At 61.1% G+C, this 17,266-nt stretch carries 14 protein-coding genes and 1 tRNA gene; 3 read left to right on the top strand and 12 right to left on the bottom strand.

Features of this window, described 5'->3' with window-relative positions; all coding sequences use genetic code 11:
• Window positions 1-114: 114 nt before the first annotated feature.
• On the top strand, window positions 115-984 hold the full coding sequence (locus tag ACVW0Y_RS03000) for a helix-turn-helix transcriptional regulator (protein ID WP_457435963.1): 870 nt from the start codon (window positions 115-117) through the stop codon (window positions 982-984).
• Between the two features lie 290 nt (window positions 985-1,274).
• Here the strand turns inward: ACVW0Y_RS03000 and ACVW0Y_RS03005 are convergent, their stop codons facing one another.
• From ACVW0Y_RS03005 to ACVW0Y_RS03035, 7 genes are read right to left on the bottom strand one after another with little or no spacing between them, the layout of a single operon-like run.
• On the bottom strand, window positions 1,275-3,008 hold the full coding sequence (locus ACVW0Y_RS03005; RefSeq protein WP_457435965.1) for an ABC transporter ATP-binding protein: 1,734 nt from the start codon (window positions 3,006-3,008) through the stop codon (window positions 1,275-1,277).
• The gene (locus ACVW0Y_RS03010; RefSeq protein WP_457435966.1) at window positions 3,005-3,952 is read right to left on the bottom strand and encodes an acetamidase/formamidase family protein; all 948 of its coding nucleotides are present in this window, start codon (window positions 3,950-3,952) and stop codon (window positions 3,005-3,007) included. Before ACVW0Y_RS03010 ends, ACVW0Y_RS03005 begins: the two co-directional genes overlap by 4 nt.
• 59 nt (window positions 3,953-4,011) lie before the next feature.
• On the bottom strand, window positions 4,012-5,634 hold the full coding sequence (locus ACVW0Y_RS03015; RefSeq protein WP_457435967.1) for an ABC transporter substrate-binding protein: 1,623 nt from the start codon (window positions 5,632-5,634) through the stop codon (window positions 4,012-4,014).
• A gap of 39 nt (window positions 5,635-5,673) precedes the next feature.
• Window positions 5,674-6,600, bottom strand: coding sequence for an ABC transporter permease (locus ACVW0Y_RS03020; protein ID WP_457435968.1), 927 nt, complete (start codon window positions 6,598-6,600; stop codon window positions 5,674-5,676).
• Complete coding sequence (locus ACVW0Y_RS03025) at window positions 6,601-7,449, bottom strand: ABC transporter permease (RefSeq protein ID WP_108096440.1); 849 nt, start codon at window positions 7,447-7,449, stop codon at window positions 6,601-6,603.
• A complete protein-coding gene (locus tag ACVW0Y_RS03030; protein ID WP_457435969.1) occupies window positions 7,446-8,039 on the bottom strand; it encodes an ANTAR domain-containing response regulator in 594 nt (197 codons plus the stop codon). Before ACVW0Y_RS03030 ends, ACVW0Y_RS03025 begins: the two co-directional genes overlap by 4 nt.
• The gene (locus ACVW0Y_RS03035; RefSeq protein ID WP_457435970.1) at window positions 8,036-9,169 is read right to left on the bottom strand and encodes a transporter substrate-binding protein; all 1,134 of its coding nucleotides are present in this window, start codon (window positions 9,167-9,169) and stop codon (window positions 8,036-8,038) included. The genes ACVW0Y_RS03030 and ACVW0Y_RS03035 overlap by 4 nt, the downstream gene beginning before the upstream one ends.
• 618 nt (window positions 9,170-9,787) lie before the next feature.
• Between ACVW0Y_RS03035 and ACVW0Y_RS03040 the strand changes: the two genes are divergently transcribed.
• Window positions 9,788-10,810, top strand: a complete 1,023-nt coding sequence (locus ACVW0Y_RS03040) for a PDDEXK nuclease domain-containing protein (protein ID WP_457435971.1) — start codon at window positions 9,788-9,790, stop codon at window positions 10,808-10,810.
• 97 nt (window positions 10,811-10,907) lie between these two features.
• Here the strand turns inward: ACVW0Y_RS03040 and ACVW0Y_RS03045 are convergent.
• The 5 genes from ACVW0Y_RS03045 to ACVW0Y_RS03065 all read right to left on the bottom strand — a co-directional run bounded on the left by ACVW0Y_RS03045 (window position 10,908) and on the right by ACVW0Y_RS03065 (window position 15,188).
• Window positions 10,908-10,983 (bottom strand) — tRNA-Phe (locus tag ACVW0Y_RS03045).
• Between the two features lie 77 nt (window positions 10,984-11,060).
• On the bottom strand, window positions 11,061-11,348 hold the full coding sequence (locus ACVW0Y_RS03050; protein ID WP_457435972.1) for an oxidative damage protection protein: 288 nt from the start codon (window positions 11,346-11,348) through the stop codon (window positions 11,061-11,063).
• The gene (gene mutY / locus ACVW0Y_RS03055) at window positions 11,345-12,412 is read right to left on the bottom strand and encodes an A/G-specific adenine glycosylase (protein WP_457435974.1); all 1,068 of its coding nucleotides are present in this window, start codon (window positions 12,410-12,412) and stop codon (window positions 11,345-11,347) included. The genes ACVW0Y_RS03050 and mutY overlap by 4 nt, the downstream gene beginning before the upstream one ends.
• Window positions 12,409-14,634, bottom strand: coding sequence for an AsmA family protein (locus ACVW0Y_RS03060; RefSeq protein WP_457435976.1), 2,226 nt, complete (start codon window positions 14,632-14,634; stop codon window positions 12,409-12,411). The genes mutY and ACVW0Y_RS03060 overlap by 4 nt, the downstream gene beginning before the upstream one ends.
• A 155-nt stretch (window positions 14,635-14,789) precedes the next feature.
• Entirely contained in the window at window positions 14,790-15,188 is a 399-nt protein-coding gene (locus ACVW0Y_RS03065; protein ID WP_457435977.1) for an acetyl-CoA sensor PanZ family protein, read from the bottom strand.
• Window positions 15,189-15,353: 165 nt separating this feature from the next.
• On the opposite strand from ACVW0Y_RS03065, the gene ACVW0Y_RS03070 reads away from it, so the two are divergent.
• Window positions 15,354-17,012 (top strand): OFA family MFS transporter, encoded by a 1,659-nt coding sequence (locus ACVW0Y_RS03070; RefSeq protein WP_457435978.1) that lies wholly within the window; start codon window positions 15,354-15,356, stop codon window positions 17,010-17,012.
• The last annotated feature ends 254 nt before the right edge of the window (window positions 17,013-17,266 follow it).

A 17,266-nucleotide genomic window follows, 5' to 3' on the forward strand; every position in this document is an offset into this window, starting at 1 on the left:
GACGCATCTCAGTCCGGCAAATGGTCGAAGCTGGAGTGGCTGGATATGTACGCTTACTAGACATATCCTCGGGCATTGCATGTAAGAGCAAACGACAAGTACAGGTACCCAGCCATGAAACGCAAACAATCCATCGAACACGTGCGCTGGGACCTGGCCCTGCGTTACCGCCTGATCGAAACCGTCGCCTGGTGGGAAGGCCGGCTCACCACCGGCCACTTGATGCAAAGCTTCGGCATCAGCCGCCAGCAGGCGTCGAAAGACATCAACAGCTACCTGACCGAATACGCGCCGAAAAATCTCGACTACGACAAGCACCTCAAGGGCTACGTACCGAGCAAAACCTTTACCCCGCTGTTTATCGATGACAGCGCCAGCGCCTACCTGCATCTGCTTAACCAGAACCACGAACGCTCCCCACATATCGAGGGCCTGGCACTGGCCTACGCCCACACCGAAATCCTCAAGGTACCGGACCGCTCCATCCGCCCGGAAGTGCTGCGTCCGCTGCTGCGCGCTTGCCGTGAAGGGCTGCGGCTGGAGTGTGAGTATGTGTCGCTGGCCAACCCGCTGGCCGAGACGCGCCTGATTGCGCCGCACACCCTGATCTACACCGGCATGCGCTGGCACGTGCGCGCCTACTGCGAAAAGAACCGTGACTACCGCGACTTCGTCCTCAGCCGCCTGCGCGGCGAGCCCGATGTGCTGGACCTGTCCGAGCACGGCATCGACGGTGATAGCGGCTGGGCTACCGAGGTGGATGTGCTCATCGTCCCTGACTCACGCCTGAGCCCAGAGCAGCAGGCGATCATCGAAATCGACTACGGCATGCACGACGGCCAATTGCGTGTGGCCAGCCGTGGCGCGCTGGTGCAGTACGTGTTGCAGCGTTACCAGATCGACGCCAGCAAAGTGCAGAGCAAGGCCAGCGCGCAGCAGATTGTCGTGGCCAATATCGACGCGCTGCAGCCCTGGCTGTATTGAGTCACTCGGCAGGCCCGTAGGCCAGGTGTGCCATCAGCCAGAAGAATGCGCCGATGGCCAGCAGGATATGAGCGTTGGTGAGTGCAGCGTTGAGAAACCACATGGAAGCAATCTCCGTCCGAATGGGGGTGGAGAAAACTTAAGGGCGGCGGGGTTGGGCGTCGATCTGTCTACTTTTCGTGCGTAAGGTTTTGGTACGGGTTAGGCCTGAAAAGCATCGCGGCTGAAGCCGCTCCTACCGATACACGTGGTCTGCAGGAGCGGCTTCAGCCGCGATGCTTGTGATTTTTTCAGGTGGCTGCCACCGCATGCTCTTCGCTGATCTGCACAAACTGCTGCACCGGCGCGACAAACCCCAGTTCCTTGATCGGGCTCGGCGTGCGGAATTCCTGCAGCAGGCTCTTGAAGTCGCGCTTGCGCTCCACATCCGGCAGCGGCACGGCGCTGAGCAGGCGTTTGGTGTACGGGTGCTGCGGGTTATGCAGCACCTGATCACGCCGACCGATCTCGACGATCTGCCCGCCATACATCACCGCCACGCGGTGGCAGATGCGCTCCACCACGGCCATATCGTGGGAGATAAACAGGTAGCTCAAGCCGTGTTCTTCGCGCAGCTGTTCCAGCAGCTCCAGCACCTGGGCTTGCACCGAAACGTCCAGCGCGGAAACCGACTCGTCGGCAATGATCACCTTGGGGTTCAACGCCAGGGCGCGGGCGATGCAAATGCGTTGGCGCTGGCCGCCGGAGAACTGGTGCGGATAACGCGCCATGGCCTCTGCCGGCAAGCCAACCTGCTGAAGCAATTGCGCCACGCGCTCGCGGCGCGGTGCACTGGCTAGCCGGTCGTGAATCAGCAGCGGTTCACCCACTAACTCGAAAATGGTTTTGCGTGGGTTGAGGGCGGCGTAGGGGTCTTGAAACACCATCTGCACATCACGGCGCACACGCTGCAGGGCCTCGCCGTGCAGGCCGTTCAGCTCCTGGCCGAGCAGCTTCACGCTACCTTCATAGGCGAGCATATTCATCAGCGCCTTGCCGGTGGTGGACTTGCCGCAACCGCTCTCGCCGACCAGCCCCAGGGTTTCGCCGGCGCGCAGATCGAAGTTGAGGTTTTCCACGGCGTGCACATTCTTGCCGGCTTCGAACCAGCCGTTACGCAGCGGGAAACGCACGCTGAGGTTGCGTACTTCGAGTAGCGCCGGTTGCAGGCGTAGGTCGTCGGGAATGCCGGCGCTGCCTAGCACCGGTACTGCAGCCAGGAGTTTTCGGGTATAGGCAGCCTGCGGGCTGGCGAACAGTTGCCGGACCGGTGCCTGTTCTTCCACGCGGCCCTGGTTCATCACCACCACCTGATCGGCCATTTCCGCCACCACACCCATGTCGTGGGTGATCAGCAGCAGGCTGGTGCCGTATTGCTGTTGCAGCTCGCGCATCAGCTCGAGGATTTGCGCCTGAATGGTTACGTCCAGCGCGGTGGTCGGTTCATCAGCGATCAACACCTTGGGCCGGCAGAGCATGGCCATGGCGATCATCACCCGTTGGCGCATACCGCCTGAGAGTTCGTGCGGGTACTGGGTCAGGCGTTTTTCCACTTGCGGCATACGCACGGCTTCGAGCATTTCCCGACAACGCTGGGCGATGGCCTGGCGTGACAGCGGCTCGTGGCGGCGCAAGGTTTCGGCGAGCTGCTGGCCGACGGTCATCAGGGGGTTCAGCGAGGTCATCGGCTCCTGAAAAATCATGCCGATATCTTTGCCGCGCAACTGCTGCCGCTCGCGCTCGGCCAGGCTGAGCAGGTCGCGGTGCTCGAACAGAATCGCGCCGCTCGGCGTGCGCGCGGGTTTCGGCAGCAGGCCCATGATCGCCAGCGAGGTCAGCGATTTACCGCTGCCGGATTCGCCAGCGATGCACAGCGTCTGCTTGGGATACAGCGCAAAGCTCAGGTCATCGACCACCCGCTTGGCACCGAACTCGATGGACAGCCGCTCCACCGAGAGAATCGCCGGACTGTCGTTCTGGCTCACGCAAACACCACTTTCGGGAAGTAGAACGACACCACCCAGTTCGGCAGGTCGACGATTTCGCTGATGCGCAGATCGCCGCACACCGAGCACAGCATGTACGCCTGTTCGGCCGGCATATTGTGCTCGCGGCACAGCCAGTCGATGGTGTTGCTCACGGCCTGGCGCGCGGCTTCCATCAGGTCCGGGCCGATGCCGGTAAAGGCTTCGTAGCCGGCGCTGTCCAGATGGCGGGTCACCGGGCCGGGGGTGCTGAAACGCGGGGTGGCCAGCGGTGTGTCCTTGATCAGATCGACCTGCACCACCACGTCCATGGCGCTTTCGATGGCGGTGCCGCCGACTTCGCCATCGCCCTGTGCGGCGTGGGTGTCGCCAATGGATAGCAGGGCACCGGCCACTTCAACCGGCAGGTACAGCGTGGTGCCGGCGGCCAGGTCGCGGATATCCAGATTGCCGCCCACGCGCCGTGGCGGCACCACCGAGTGCAGCCCGGCTTCGGCCGGTGCCAGGCCGATGGTGCCGGCGAATGGCTTGAGCGGCACCTTGGCGAACTGGCCGAACGCGGCCGGGGCCAGGCTGGCTTTGTCGTAATGCCACAGCGCCAGGGCCGGGTCTTTGAACTGGTCGGCGAGCAAGCCGAAACCAGGAATATTCGCCGTCCAGCCAAAGCCGCTGGGCTTGAAGCTGTCGATGGTGATTTTGAGGATATCGCCGGGCTCGGCGCCCTCGACAAAGATCGGCCCGGTGACCGGGTTGATCTGGTCGAACGACATGGTCGCCACATCGCCGACCACCGACTGCGGGGTGAAGTAGCCGTTGGAGGAATCCAGGCACTGAAACTCCAGCATCTGCCCCGGCGCCACACGCATGACGGGCTCGATGCTGCGGTCCCAACCAAAATGGTTGTGCACGCTGTGAATGGTTTTAACCAGGCAGTTCTGACACATAAAAAACGCTCCCTTCGAACGGCGGCTTTTCAGTCTGCCGCCGTTACGCAGTCAGTTAATTACTTCAGCGAGATATGGTCGTAGTTCACCGGAACGTGGACCGGGTCTACGTAGAGGTCATTGCCGCCGGCCATCCGCTCGGAACGCACGGTAAAGCGCTGCTCGTTGAAGATCGGCACCCACGGCGCATCAGCCATCACGTCGGTGAAAATCTTGCTCCACAGGGCAATGCGCTCCGCCGATTGCTCCGGCTTGGCCATGGCATCGGCTTTGGCCGCGTCGGCGTCCAGTTTCTTGTTGCAGTACAGCGACCAGTTCCAGCCGCCATCCACCGCACCGCTGCAGCCCAGAATCGGGCCGTAGAAGTTGGACGGGTCGGGGAAGTCGGCGATCCAGCCCATGCCGCCGGACCACACCATCGGTGCCTGGTCTTTGGCACTGCCAGCGGCGATCACGTTGGCCTGGGCCAGGGATTTGATCTGCGCACGAATGCCGACCTTGGCCAGGTCTTGCTGAATGGACTGAGCAATACGCGGCTGCGGCTCGGTGTTCATCACAAACAGTTCGGTATCAAAACCCTTGGCAAAACCGGCTTCGGCCAGCAGCTTCTTCGCGCCTTCGACGTCATAGGCATAACCCTTGTACGCCTTGTCGTAGCCCGGCATCGCTGGCGGCAACGGCTGGTTGGCCGGGGTGGCGCGGCCGTTGATGATGCGCACGATGCGGTCTTTGCTGATGGCCATGTTCACGGCCTGGCGCACCTTGAGATTATCGAACGGCGGCAGGGTGGTTTTCAGGGTCAGGTAGCCGGTGTGCAATTGCTCGCCGACCACCATGCGGTCTTTGAATTTCGGGTCGTTTTTGAACTGCAGGAATTTGGCTGGTGGCACGCCGTCGCCGGCGATATCCACTTCGCCTTTTTCCAGGCGCAGCAGGGCGACCATCGGGTCCTGGCCCACTTCAAAGGTAATGCTGTCCAGGTGCGGCAAGCCGGCGCGGAAATAGGCCGGGTTTTTCTTGAAGACGATCTGCTGGCCGAGCTTCCATTCGCCGAGGCTATAAGCGCCGGTACCGACCGGGTGCTTGCCGAAATCGGCACCCCATTTCTGCACTTCTTCCTTCGGCACCACCGAGGCGAAGTTGATCGCCATGATGTGCAGGAAGGTCGCGTTCGGTGCGCTCAGGGTGATTTTTACGTGGTAGTCGTCGGTGGCTTCCACGCCGCTGAGGGTTTCGCTTTTGCCGCCAGTCACGTCTTCATAGCCGGCAATGGAGCTGAAAAATCCGGCGCCCGGGCTCTGGGTTTTCGGGTTGACCGTGCGCTCCAGCGAGTACTTCACGTCACTGGCTTTCATCTCGCGGCCGTTGTGGAACTTCACGCCCTTTTTCAGGGTGAAGCTGTACACCAGGCCGTCGGCGGAGATGCTGTAGTCCTCGGCCAGATCCTTCACCAATTCGGTGGTGCCGGGTTTGTAATCCATCAGGCCGTCGAACAGGCTTTTGATCATCGACCAGTTCTGCCAGTCGTAGCCGATGGCGGGGTCCAGGGTGGCAACGTCGTTCTGGTAAGTGACGATGATGTTGCCGCCGTTTTTGGCGTTGGCGTCCACCAGCTCATCGGCCATGAGTGGGCCTGTAAACAGCGTGGCGGCGATAACCAGGGATAGTGCTGTGCGCTTCATGCTCCTGCCTCTTTGCTGGGGATTGTTGTGTGTTGGTAGTCAGTGTTTTTTGATATCGATACGTGGGTCGATCAGCGGAATGACCAGATCGGCAATCAGGTTGCCGAGCACAATCGCCACGGCGCAGATGGTGGTCACGCCGACGATCACCGGAATGTCCACTTGCTGAATGGCTTGCCAGGCGAGCTGGCCAATTCCCGGCCAGCCAAACACCGACTCGACCACCACCAGGCCGCCCATAAATACGCCGATGTCGATGCCGATCATCGGGATGATCGGCACGATGGCGTTCGGCAACACATGGCGCAGCACCACGCGGGCGCGGCTCAGGCCCTTGGCGCGGGCGGTGCGGATAAAGTCCTGGTGCAGCACCTCGATCATCGACGAGCGCACCATGCGCGAGTACCAGCCGCTGCCGAGCAAACCCAGGGTCAGCGCCGGCAGCATCAGGTGCTTGAGCCCGCCATAGCCGCCCATGGGGAACCACTCCAGCTGCACGGCGAAGAAGTACAAAAACAGCATGGCGGCAATAAATTGCGGGGCCGACACGCCGATAAACGACAGCGCCGTCAGCAGGCGATCGGCGATGCCGCCTCGGCGCAGCGCCGCGATCACACCGAGGCTGATACCGATCAGCAACTCAAAGCCGATACCGGCCGCCATCAATTCCAAGGAGGGCTGCAAGCGCGAACCGAGCAGCTCGGTCACCTGGCTGCGCTGGATATAGGAGCGGCCCAGATCGCCCTGCAGCAGGTTGCCCAGGTAATGGGCGTACTGCTGATAGAACGGCAGGTCCAACCCCAGCTGTGCGCGAATGCCGGCCACCACTTCCGGCGTGGCACTGCGCCCGGCAATCTGCCGCGCCGGGTCGGCTGGCAGCATAAACAGCAGCAGGTAGGTGATCAGGCTGACGCCGAGCAGAATCAGCAGCGAGTAGCCCATACGCCGGCCAATAAAGGTCAGCATTCAGCTTCTCCCCTGCAGCGTGGGATCGAGCTCGTCGCGCAGCGCGTCGCCCAGCAGATTGAAGGCCAGCGACAGCAAAATGATCGCCGCGCCCGGAATAAACACCAGCCAGGGTGCCGAAGTGAAATAGGTCTGGCTTTCGAAAATGATATTGCCCCAGCTGGGCGTGGGCGGCTGCACGCCAACCCCCAGGTACGACAGGGTGGCTTCCAGCAATACGGTGGTGGAAATGCCCAGGGTGGCCCAGACCAGAATGGTCGGCAGCAAATGCGGCAACAGGTGCGAAAACAGAATGCGCAGCGAACTGGCACCGAGGGTGCGCTCCACTGCGACAAAATCACGGGCGCTGAGGGCGATGGTTTCCGAGTAGATAACCCGCGCCACCTGCACCCAGTTGACCATGGCAATCACCAGGGCAACGATCCACACGCTGGGCTGGAAAATCGCCGACAGTGCAATCGCCAGCAGCAGCGCCGGGAAAGCCATCATCAGGTCGGTAAAACGCATCAGCGCACTGCCCAGCCAGCCGCGCAAAAAGCCCGCCGTCAGGCCCACCAAGGTGCCGATCAACACCGCCATGCCATTGGCCACCAGGCCGATAAAGAGCGAAGTGCGCGCGCCGTAAATCAACCGCGAGAGCAGGTCGCGCCCCAGCAGATCGGTACCCAGCCAATAGGTGTCGCCGGGTGCCAGTGGAGCGCCCTCCATCGACAACCCTTCGATAAATTGCTCAGACGGATCGAACGGGCTCAGCCACGGCGCCAGCGCCGCCAGCACCACCACCAGCACGATATACAGCAACGACACGGCCACCGTCGGCCGGCGCAGCAGGGCCAGCGCAGTGCTCATTGCAGACCGCCGCGTTGTTGCCCGTGATCCGCTGCCAGCTCCGCGCACAGCTCATCGATGCTGCGGTTAAGGCGCATCGACAACTCACGCAGCCGCTCATAGGCGGCACTTTCATCCAGCCCGTGTTCCACCATCAAGCGCGCCAGGGCCATGGCCAACTGCGGACGATTGGCCAGGCGCTGCTGCAGGTGGTCGATGGTTTGCGCGTCGCGGTCCAGGCGCTCACGCAGCCCGATGGCCATCATCAGCGTGGTGTACACCGAGCCCTGGGTGATGGGGCGGTTGAGCAGGGCCGTGGCACCCAGCTCGATGGCGCGCTGGATCTGCGACAGGGTTTCGTGGGGCGTGAGCGCCACCACCGGCACATTGGCCTTCGCCAGTTCGAGCAGCGTCTTGGGGCTGGCGAAATGCTCCAGCTCGACAATGGCCGCAAAGCAGCCCTGCAAGTTCTGCGGCGCATCTTCCAGCAACGGCTGCGCCTGGATGCCCAAACGCTGCAGGCTCTTTTCCAGGCTGTTCAGGGTGCGCGCTTCGCAGTCCACCAACAGCAAGGTGCCGTTTTCAAAATCGGGGCGGTTGAACGGGCTCATTTGACGATCCTCAAGCGCGGCACAGGCGCACTTAACTGGCGAAATTCGGTGAGATCGGTGGCGGTCATATACGGGTCGGCGGGCACCGCCTGCGGCTCGCTGTGCACAATCACAAAGCGGCCGTTGTGCAACTCGGCGATATGGCACGCCAGGCTGCTGTGGTTATTGCGCGGCGACACACGTAACTCGCCCAGTACACTCGGTTGTGGGTGCTGGTGCAGGTACGCGCAGATGGCCGCCGAGTCATCAATACCGCAGTGCTGCAACGCTCGGGCAAACAAATGCACAGCGCTGTAAGAGCCTGCATAGAGATGGGAGTAAACATGCCGGCCATGGCGCTCGGTCTGCCGTTGGCAAAACGCCGGGTCCGCCGCCTCAAAAAACGGCCCGCAGGCCAGCATGCGCAAATTCTGCAACGTACCGAGCTCGCTCAGCTCTGCCTCGGCCAGGTTGCTACTCAACACCGGCAGCTGCAGCCCGGCCACCTGACACGCCGCATCCAGCTGATGCAAAAACGCATACGAGGAATCGCCCACCAGGTTATTCAGCACAAACGCCGGCGGCTCGCTGACCACTGCCTGCACCAGCTCGGCCACCTGGGTGGCACCCAGGTGCATGTACTTCTCCTTCAACACCTCGCCGCCAGCCAGGGTGATCACCTCACGGGCGATGCGATTACTCTCCCAGCCCCACACATAATTCGAACCCACCAACAGCGCGCGCTTGCCGAACGTCGCCAAGGCAAAACGCAGCAGCGGGATCAGCGTCTGGTTCGGGCAACCGCCGAAATACAGCACGTTCTCGCTGCTCTCATAGCCCTCATAGGGGCAGGCATACCACAGCGTGCTGGCGTGCTGCTCGAGGTCGGGAATGATCTCCTTACGGCTCGCAGAAGTGGTGGTACCGAAGATATGCCGCACGCCCTGCTCAATCAGCCGCGCCGCGCCTTCGCCATAGCCCTGCAACACCCCCTGCGGATTCACATGGGTAGCCCGTAGCGTGAAATCGAACGCCTCACCGGCATTCACCTCCGCCAACGCATGCTGCGCCCCGAGCAAGCCATTACGGCCCATATGGCGGTAAGTGCCGTCAGTGGAAAACAGAAAGCCGATATCAACGGTGCGGCGCATTTATTCATTCCAAAAAAAAACCTGATCGACCAGCGAACTGGTGGATCAGGCTTCATTACCTGGCGCTGGGCGCGTTTGTGTTGTGCACAAGGCTTAATGGGCGTGGCCCGGCTTGTGGGAGTTGGGATTTGGTATGGAAGAAGTGTGCCAGGTGGTGGGGAAACCCGCTGCTGAGCGGCGCGGCGCGGAAGGGGTAGGGCGGGGTGCACTGGGATGAGGCGCGGATGAGGTGCACGGGCTCGTTTTTTGGGCGCGGGCTGTAACGGCAATACTCAGGTTGTTTGATGAGAAAGGCTGTAGCTGCGATGTTTTTACTTGATCGGTTACTTGATCGGTTACTTGGTCGGTTAGGTGATCACTCGCTTTTTACATCCTGCCTCAGTCCCAAAAATCGACTCGGTCATACATCGCCATCGCGAGTAAGTCCCTTCTGAGTAAGCGGGCGGTTTGTCATACAGCGGCACAGCAAGCAATCCTCGAGTGTCCATAGGTCGCGGCTTTTCGCCTTTCGTCTTTCCAAGCGAAAAAACTCGTAGCCGCTCTGCCGAGCCGAGCGGCAAGACGACCAATTCTTAGCGGTTAGGCTTTCGTCCACATTCAGGGTCGAGGGCTACAGGCATGAGTAAAGCAACCGCTCCACAACATTCAGGGGAAGACCGTTTCGATGAAGTGCTGACGCTTATCCACAGCGCTCGCCAGCGGGCTGCACAAGCGGTCAATACCCAACTGATTGAGCTGTACTGGCAAGTGGGTGCGTATATCAGCCGAAAGCTGGAAAGGGCGGAGTGGGGCGATTCAGTGGTTACGCAGTTAGCTGAGCATTTGGCGGTGACGCAGCCGGGGCTACGGGGCTTTACGCGCAGCAACCTGTTTCGCATGCGCCAGTTTTATGAGGTTTATCGCAATGAGGAGAAAGTCGCGCCACTGGCGCGACAATTGTCGTGGACCCAAAACCTCATCATTCTTGGCCAAAGCAAGCGCCCGGAAGAACGCGAGTTCTACCTACGTATGGCGGTTCAGGAGCAGTGGTCAAAGCGCGAGCTGGAGCGCCAGTTCAAAGCCGCTCTTTTCGAGCGCAGCGTCACCCAACCGGCAAAAGTCTCACCAGTGTTGAGACAAACTCACGCCGCCGCGCTAGATGTCTTCCGAGATGCCTATATGGTCGAATTTCTGGGCCTGCCGAGCGGGCACGCCGAGGCCGATGTACATGCGGGCTTGCTTGCACGCCTCAAGGATTTTCTCAGCGAGCTGGGCCGCGACTTTTGCTTCGTTGGCTCCAAATACCCGCTGCAAGTCGGCAGCCGCGACTTCGCCCTGGACTTGCTGTTCTTCCACCGAGGCCTCAATTGCCTGGTAGCCATTGAACTCAAGGTCGGCCGTTTCGAACCGGAATACCTCGGCAAGCTCGACTTCTACCTGGAAGCCCTCGACCGCGATGTGCGCAAACCCCACGAAAACCCCGCCATCGGCGTGCTGCTCTGTGCGAGCAAAGAGGACGAAGTGGTTGAGTACGCATTGAACAGATCGTTATCGCCCGCGTTGATCGCGGAGTACCAGACGCGTTTGCCGGATAAGCAATTGCTGCAGGCGAAGCTGCATGAGTTTTATGCGTTGAACGCGGCGCAGGAAGAAACGCTATAGGAGGGACTTGGAAGAAATCGTAGCCAATAAAAAACCCGCACTAGGCGGGTTTTTTGTCGTTTCCAATTGCCGGTTACAGCGCTTGGAAACTTAAAGATGGTGCCCAGGGACGGAATCGAACCGCCGACACGGGGATTTTCAATCCCCTGCTCTACCGACTGAGCTACCTGGGCCAACGGGGCGCTATTAGACGGATTTGGAGCACCTCTGTCAACACGCTTTTTAAAAAATATTTAATTAATCCGGGCGCTTACGATTTTTTCTCGGAATCGCTAGGCGCGACGTAGCCTTCGGCCTGGGCGTATTCCTCGCCGGAGAGGAATTTGTCCATCTCGGCCTGGAGGAATTTGCGGTCCTCGCTGTTCATCATGTTCAGGCGTCGCTCGTTGATCAGCAGGGTCTGGTGTTTTTGCCATTCGTCCCAGGCTTGTTGGGAGACGTTGTTGTAGATGTCTTCGCCTTTGGCACCGGGGTAGGGCGGGCGCGGCAGACCCGGCAGGTCTTGTTTGTGTTTGCGGCAATGTACGGTGCGGGTCATGTCGGTTCTCCAGCTTTCAATTCGTCGGCGGCGCGTTTCAGCAGTTTTTTCACTGGCGCTGCCAGCCCCAGGCGGGGCGGGGTGGCGAGGTTATACCAGAGCCAGTCGGCCTCGGCCACGCCGGGGGTGTCGCTCTCGACCTGGATCAGCCAGGGTTCGATGGCCAGTTGGAAGTGGCTGAAGGTGTGGGTGATGCCGGCCAGTTCGCGGCGGCTGCCTAGGGTCAGGCCGCGTTGGGCGGCGAAGGTTTCCAGGGCGGCGCTTTCGCTCAGTTCGGGCAGGCTCCACAGGCCGCCCCACAAACCGGTGGATGGGCGGCGGTAAAGCAGGATGTCGCCGTCGCGGTTGGCCAGGATCGGCATCAGGGTGTGTTTCTGCGGCAGGGCTTTGCGCGGCTTGGCGATGGGGTAGCGGATCTCCAGGCCGAGCATGTGCGCCTGGCAGCCGCTTTGCAGCGGGCAGAGCAGGCAGCTGGGTTTGCTGCGGGTGCAGAGGGTGGCGCCCAGATCCATCATCGCCTGGGTGTAGTTGTTTACGCGGGCATGGGGGGTGAAGCGCTCGGCGACGTCCCACAGCTGTTTCGCCACCTTTGGCTCGCCGGGGTAGCCCTCCTGGGCGACGTAGCGGGCCAGCACGCGTTTGACGTTGCCGTCGAGGATCGGTGCACGCACGCCCATAGACAGGCTGGCGATGGCGCCGGCAGTCGAGCGGCCGATGCCGGGCAGTTCAGTCAGTTGGTCGACGTCGCGGGGGAATTCGCCGCCGTGTTCGGCCATCACGATCTGTGCGGTCTTTTGCAGGTTGCGGGCGCGGGTGTAGTAGCCGAGGCCCGTCCACAGGTGCAGCACTTCGTCTTCGGGTGCTTCGGCCAGGGCTTTGACAGTGGGCAGCGCGGCCATAAAGCGGTCGAAGTAGCCCAGTACGGTACTCACCTGGGTCTGCTGCAGCATGATTTCCGACACCCACACGCGGTACGGGCTGATGTTGTGCTGCCAGGGCAGGTCTTTGCGGCCGTGGCGGTCGTACCAGTCGAGTACCGCACTACTGAATTGCTCGGGGTTCATCGTTTGAACAGGCCCTTGAGTGCATCTTTGAGTTCCGGGCTGACTTTGTCGCCGAGCTTCTCTTCGAGTTTTTCACTAAGTTTGTCGCCGGCCAGCTTGGCCGCCACCTTGCCCATGCCGTCCTTGTCCAGGCGGCAGGCTTTGGCACCCAGTTCCAGCGGGCCGCGGCAGCGCAGTGGCCATTCGAGGTCGACGTAGCGTTTGTTCACTTCACAGGCCGGGTCCGGCATATCGCTCTTGTCGCCGTCGATGATGATGCCGACGCGGTAGTCCATGCCCAATACGCGCAGGTCGATATCGCCATTGCCGTTCACCCGCAGGCCGGGGATGCGCACTTTCATGTCCGGGTTGCTGGCTACGCCGTTGCGCAAGGTCAGGGTGCCGTCCAATTGTTCGAACGGGGTGTCTTTGCCGCGTGGCTCGCCGCTCAAGGATTTGCGGTTGAGGGTGGCGATGCCTTTGCACAGTTGCTGTTCGAGGTTGGCGTCGACCAGTGCGCCATCGCTGAGGGCGAAGCTGGCGCTGCCGTTCAGGCCTTCGATCCAGGCTTTCTGGCTGTTGCCGCTGGTGCTGAGGTCGGCGTTAAGGTCGAGTAGGCCGCGCACCGGTGGTTTTTCCTGTTGGGTGGCGAGGAGTTTTTCCACCGGCACGCGGCTGATGTGTTTCTGCGCTTTCAGCAGCGGTACGGCGGGACGCACGTCGAGGCTGGCGGTGGCATTGAAGTTGCCGTTGTAGAGCTCGCCGCGCATGTTCTCCAGGGTCAGCAGGCCGTCTTTGCCGTTGGCTTTGATGCTGGCGTTTTCGATGGGCAGCTTGTCGATGGTCAGCAAGCCCAGACCGATATTCAGGTCGGCGGTGAGTTTGCGCAGTTGGTCGATGGGTAGCACCGGCGCTTCACTCCAAGCCTGCTGGGTGGGCGGGTTGGGCAGGTCGCTGTTGCCGTCCTTGCCGGCGCTGGCCAGGGTGCCGCTGACTTCGTTCTGGCGGCTGCTGCGCTGCTGATCGTCCTTGGACTTGGGCGGCAGGTAGTTGTCGAGGTTGAGCTTGTCGCCCTTGAGCTGAACGCTGAGGGCCTGCTTGCTCAGGTCGGTGACCGCCAGGGTGCCGGTAAAGGCGCTCTCATCGACTTTCAATTTCAGTTCGTTGAGGGCCAGGCTGTTGGCGTTGCCTTGCAGGCGGGTGACCAGCTCGACTTTGCTCAAGGCGTTGGCGTCGCTCATTGGCGGCAGCGGGCGGCCGATGCCTTCGAGGAATTCACGCAGGTTGAATTCGGCGATGGACAGGCCGCCGGTCAGCTGCGGTTCTTTATCCAAGTCACGCACGTTCAGCTCGCCAAGGGCGCGCAGTTGGTTGGCGGAGAGTTTCAGACCGTTCCATTCGGCAATCTGCGCGCCCTGGTCGAGCAGCAGTTGGCCTTGGGCGGCGAAGGTCAGGGTTTTGCCATTCAGCGGCTCGCCGGAGGCTTCGCCCGATAGCTTCAGGTCTTCGAACTGGTAGCGCTTGAGGGCGCGATCAAAGCGCAGTTGGCCGGCCAGTTCGGTTTTGGCGCGCAGCACCGGCTGGTTGGTGCCAAGGAAAGCGGTGAGTTTTACCGGGATATTGGCACCTTCGCGGATGGCTCCGGTAGTCAGCTCGATACCTTCGGCGCTGAATTGCTGGCCGCTCTTGGCATCTTTGTAGTCGATGCGGGTGTTGGCCAGGGTCAGGCTGTCGATGTCCAGTTTCATTGGCTGGGACGGCTTGCTGTCTGGTGTGCCGGGGTTGGCCGGTGGCGGGGTGCTGGCGCTCTGCGCTTGATCGGCGGGGGCGGCGGGTTTGGCTGGGCGTCCGATGTCCTGCCAGTTGCCATGGCCTTGTTCGTCGCGGGTCAGGGTGAGGTTGAGGCCGTCGACCTTGATGTCGCTCATCTGCACTTCGCGGCGCAGCAGCGGCAGTACGCGCACCGACAGGCCGATCATGCGCAGGTCGGCAAAGGGTTGGGTCGGGGTGGTGGCGCTGGCCAGGGTGGCGTCGTGCAGTTCCAGGCCGAGCCAGGGGAACAGGCTCCAGCCGATGTCGCCATTGAGGGTCAACTCGAGGTTGGCCTTGTCGCGGGCAATCTGGCGAATTTCGTCTTTGTAGTCGTTGGGATCGAACAGGTGGGTAAGGGCAAAGCCCAGCGCCACGAGGATCAGCAAGACTCCGAGGAAAAACAGACCCAGGATTTTGCCAAGCGATTTCATGGACGATTCCTTTTTTATGAAATGGAAAGCGGAGAGAGGGCTGGAAAAACCGATGCCGGAGTATAACGCCGACCAGCGGTAAGGGTGGCTGGAGGATTGGATGGGCACACCGGGCGGTGGTTCCGCTGCTGTGCCCGGGCCCCGCAGGGCCTCGCTTAGAGCGCTTGCAGAGGGAGGCCGGTTCTGGCTGCCAGGGCCTGGCTTTCCAGGTGATCTTGCGGTGCCGCCAGGTGCAGCGGCTTGCCGGCTTCGCGGGCCAGGCGTTGCGCTTCGGCGAGCAGGCGGCGGGCCACCCCGCGTTGGCGGGTGACGTTGCGCACGCACAGGTGCGACAGGCGCCAGCAAGCCTGGCCTTTTTCGACGATGGCAGCGGCCAGCAAACGATCATTGAAGCGGCCGGCCAGCAGTTGGTGCTGGGCGATGCCGTGTTCGATCAATTGGTTGCGATTGGCGAAGGGGGTGAGCAGCCAATCCGGGGCGTCTTGGTAGATCTTCTGCAGGTCGAGAAGATCCTGACTTGAGGGTTCACTTATTACTTCTACAAGTACCGGCATGCCTGATTTAGAGCCTCTGGATGGACGTTGATGTGGGTCAAATGTGCGTTGCACAACAAATGGTACGCGCAAACCTAGTCGTCGTACGTCCGTAGACGATATCCTCTCCCTGTTATCAGCTTCACCTTTTCTGCCAATACTAAAAAACTAAAGAGAGATCCTCTTATGAGTGACGCCCTTGCAGTGGACGGCGGCGCAGCGAAATCTGCGTTTTTGTCCAAGGAGCGCATCATCGCCGCTCCTGGTTTCAATCGTTGGCTGGTGCCGCCTGCGGCTCTGGCTATCCACCTGTGTATCGGTATGGCCTACGGTTTCTCCGTGTTCTGGCTGCCGCTGTCCAAAGCCATTGGTATCACCGCGCCGGTAGCGTGCGGTGCCGACTTGGGTTTCTTCCAGCAAGTCTTCGCCAGCGATTGCGACTGGCAGATATCCATGCTGGGCTGGCTGTACACCCTGTTCTTCGTTTTCCTCGGTTGCTCGGCTGCCATCTTCGGTGGCTGGCTGGAACATGCTGGCCCGCGTAAGGCCGGTGTGGTTTCCGCCGTGTTCTGGTGCGGCGGTCTGCTGATTTCCGCGCTGGGTGTGTATACCCACCAGATCTGGCTGATGTGGCTAGGCTCCGGGGTTATCGGTGGTATCGGCCTGGGGTTGGGCTATATCTCGCCGGTATCGACCCTGGTCAAGTGGTTCCCGGACAAGCGCGGTATGGCTACCGGTATGGCCATCATGGGCTTCGGTGGTGGTGCGATGGTTGGCGCGCCGCTGGCCGCACAACTGATGAGCCACTTCGCAGGTCCGGACGGCGTTGGCGTCTGGCAGACCTTCGTGGTCATGGCGGTTGTCTACTTCGTCTTCATGATGGGTGGCGCGCTGGCTTACCGCGTACCGCCTACCGGTTGGAAGCCTGAGGGCTGGACTCCGCCGGTGAAGAAGGCCAACAACGAGATGATCACCAAGGGTCACGTACACGTCAGCAAGGCGTGGAAAACCCCGCAGTTCTGGTTGGTCTGGGCGGTGTTGTGCCTGAACGTGTCGGCCGGTATCGGCATCATCGGCATGGCTTCGCCGCTGCTCCAGGAAGTGTTCGCGGGTCGCCTGATCGGTACCCACCAGAGCTTCGGCGAGCTGAGCCCTGAGCAACTGGCGCAGATCGCGATCATCGCGGCCGGCTTCACCGGTTTGCTGAGCCTGTTCAACATCGGTGGTCGTTTCTTCTGGTCGTCGTTCTCCGACCTGATCGGCCGCAAAACCACCTACTTCGTGTTCTTCGCCCTGGGCTTCATGCTGTACGCCCTGGTGCCATGGACCGGTCACCTGGGTAGCGTGGCGTTCTTCGTATTCAGCATCTGCCTGATCCTGTCCATGTACGGCGGTGGTTTCGCTACCGTTCCGGCTTACCTGGCGGACTTGTTCGGTACCCAGATGGTCGGTGCGATCCACGGTCGTCTGCTGACCGCCTGGGCGTTTGCCGGCATCGTTGGCCCGGTGCTGGTGAACTACATTCGCGAGTACCAATTGAGCGTGGGCGTGGCCAAGGCTGATGCCTATGACATCACCCTGTACATCCTCGCTGGCTTGCTGGTGGTTGGTTTTATCTGCAACGCCCTGGTCAAGCCGGTGGACCCGAAGCACTTTATGACCGAAGCGGAGCTGGCTGCGGAACGTGCGATTGGGCACGACACCGTGCTGAGCGCTGCCGATCTGGAGTGGGCGGCTGATCCGAAGAGCAAGCCTCTGGTGATTGCTGCCTGGCTTGCTGTAGGTATCCCGCTTGCTTGGGGTATCTGGGTAACGCTGCTCAAGACTGTCGTCTTGTTCAGCTAACCGGCTTCCGGGTCGTCGACCAGGCGGCGTTGCGTCCTCGCTTTTAATGCTCAGGTACTGGAGTACGCTGCGCTTAAAAGCCCCAGGGTGCCTTGCCTGGTCTTAGCCCGGAAACCTCGACCGGGTGTTAACAAAGCCGACCTTGCGTCGGCTTTGTTGTGTCTATTGAAGCGATAAAAAACGCCTGCATAAACGGTTCAGCCTTATGGCTTCAAGGTTTCCGACTTGTCGGCCTATAATGCCCACCCTTTTGT

This window comes from Pseudomonas sp. TE3786 (assembly GCF_054057335.1).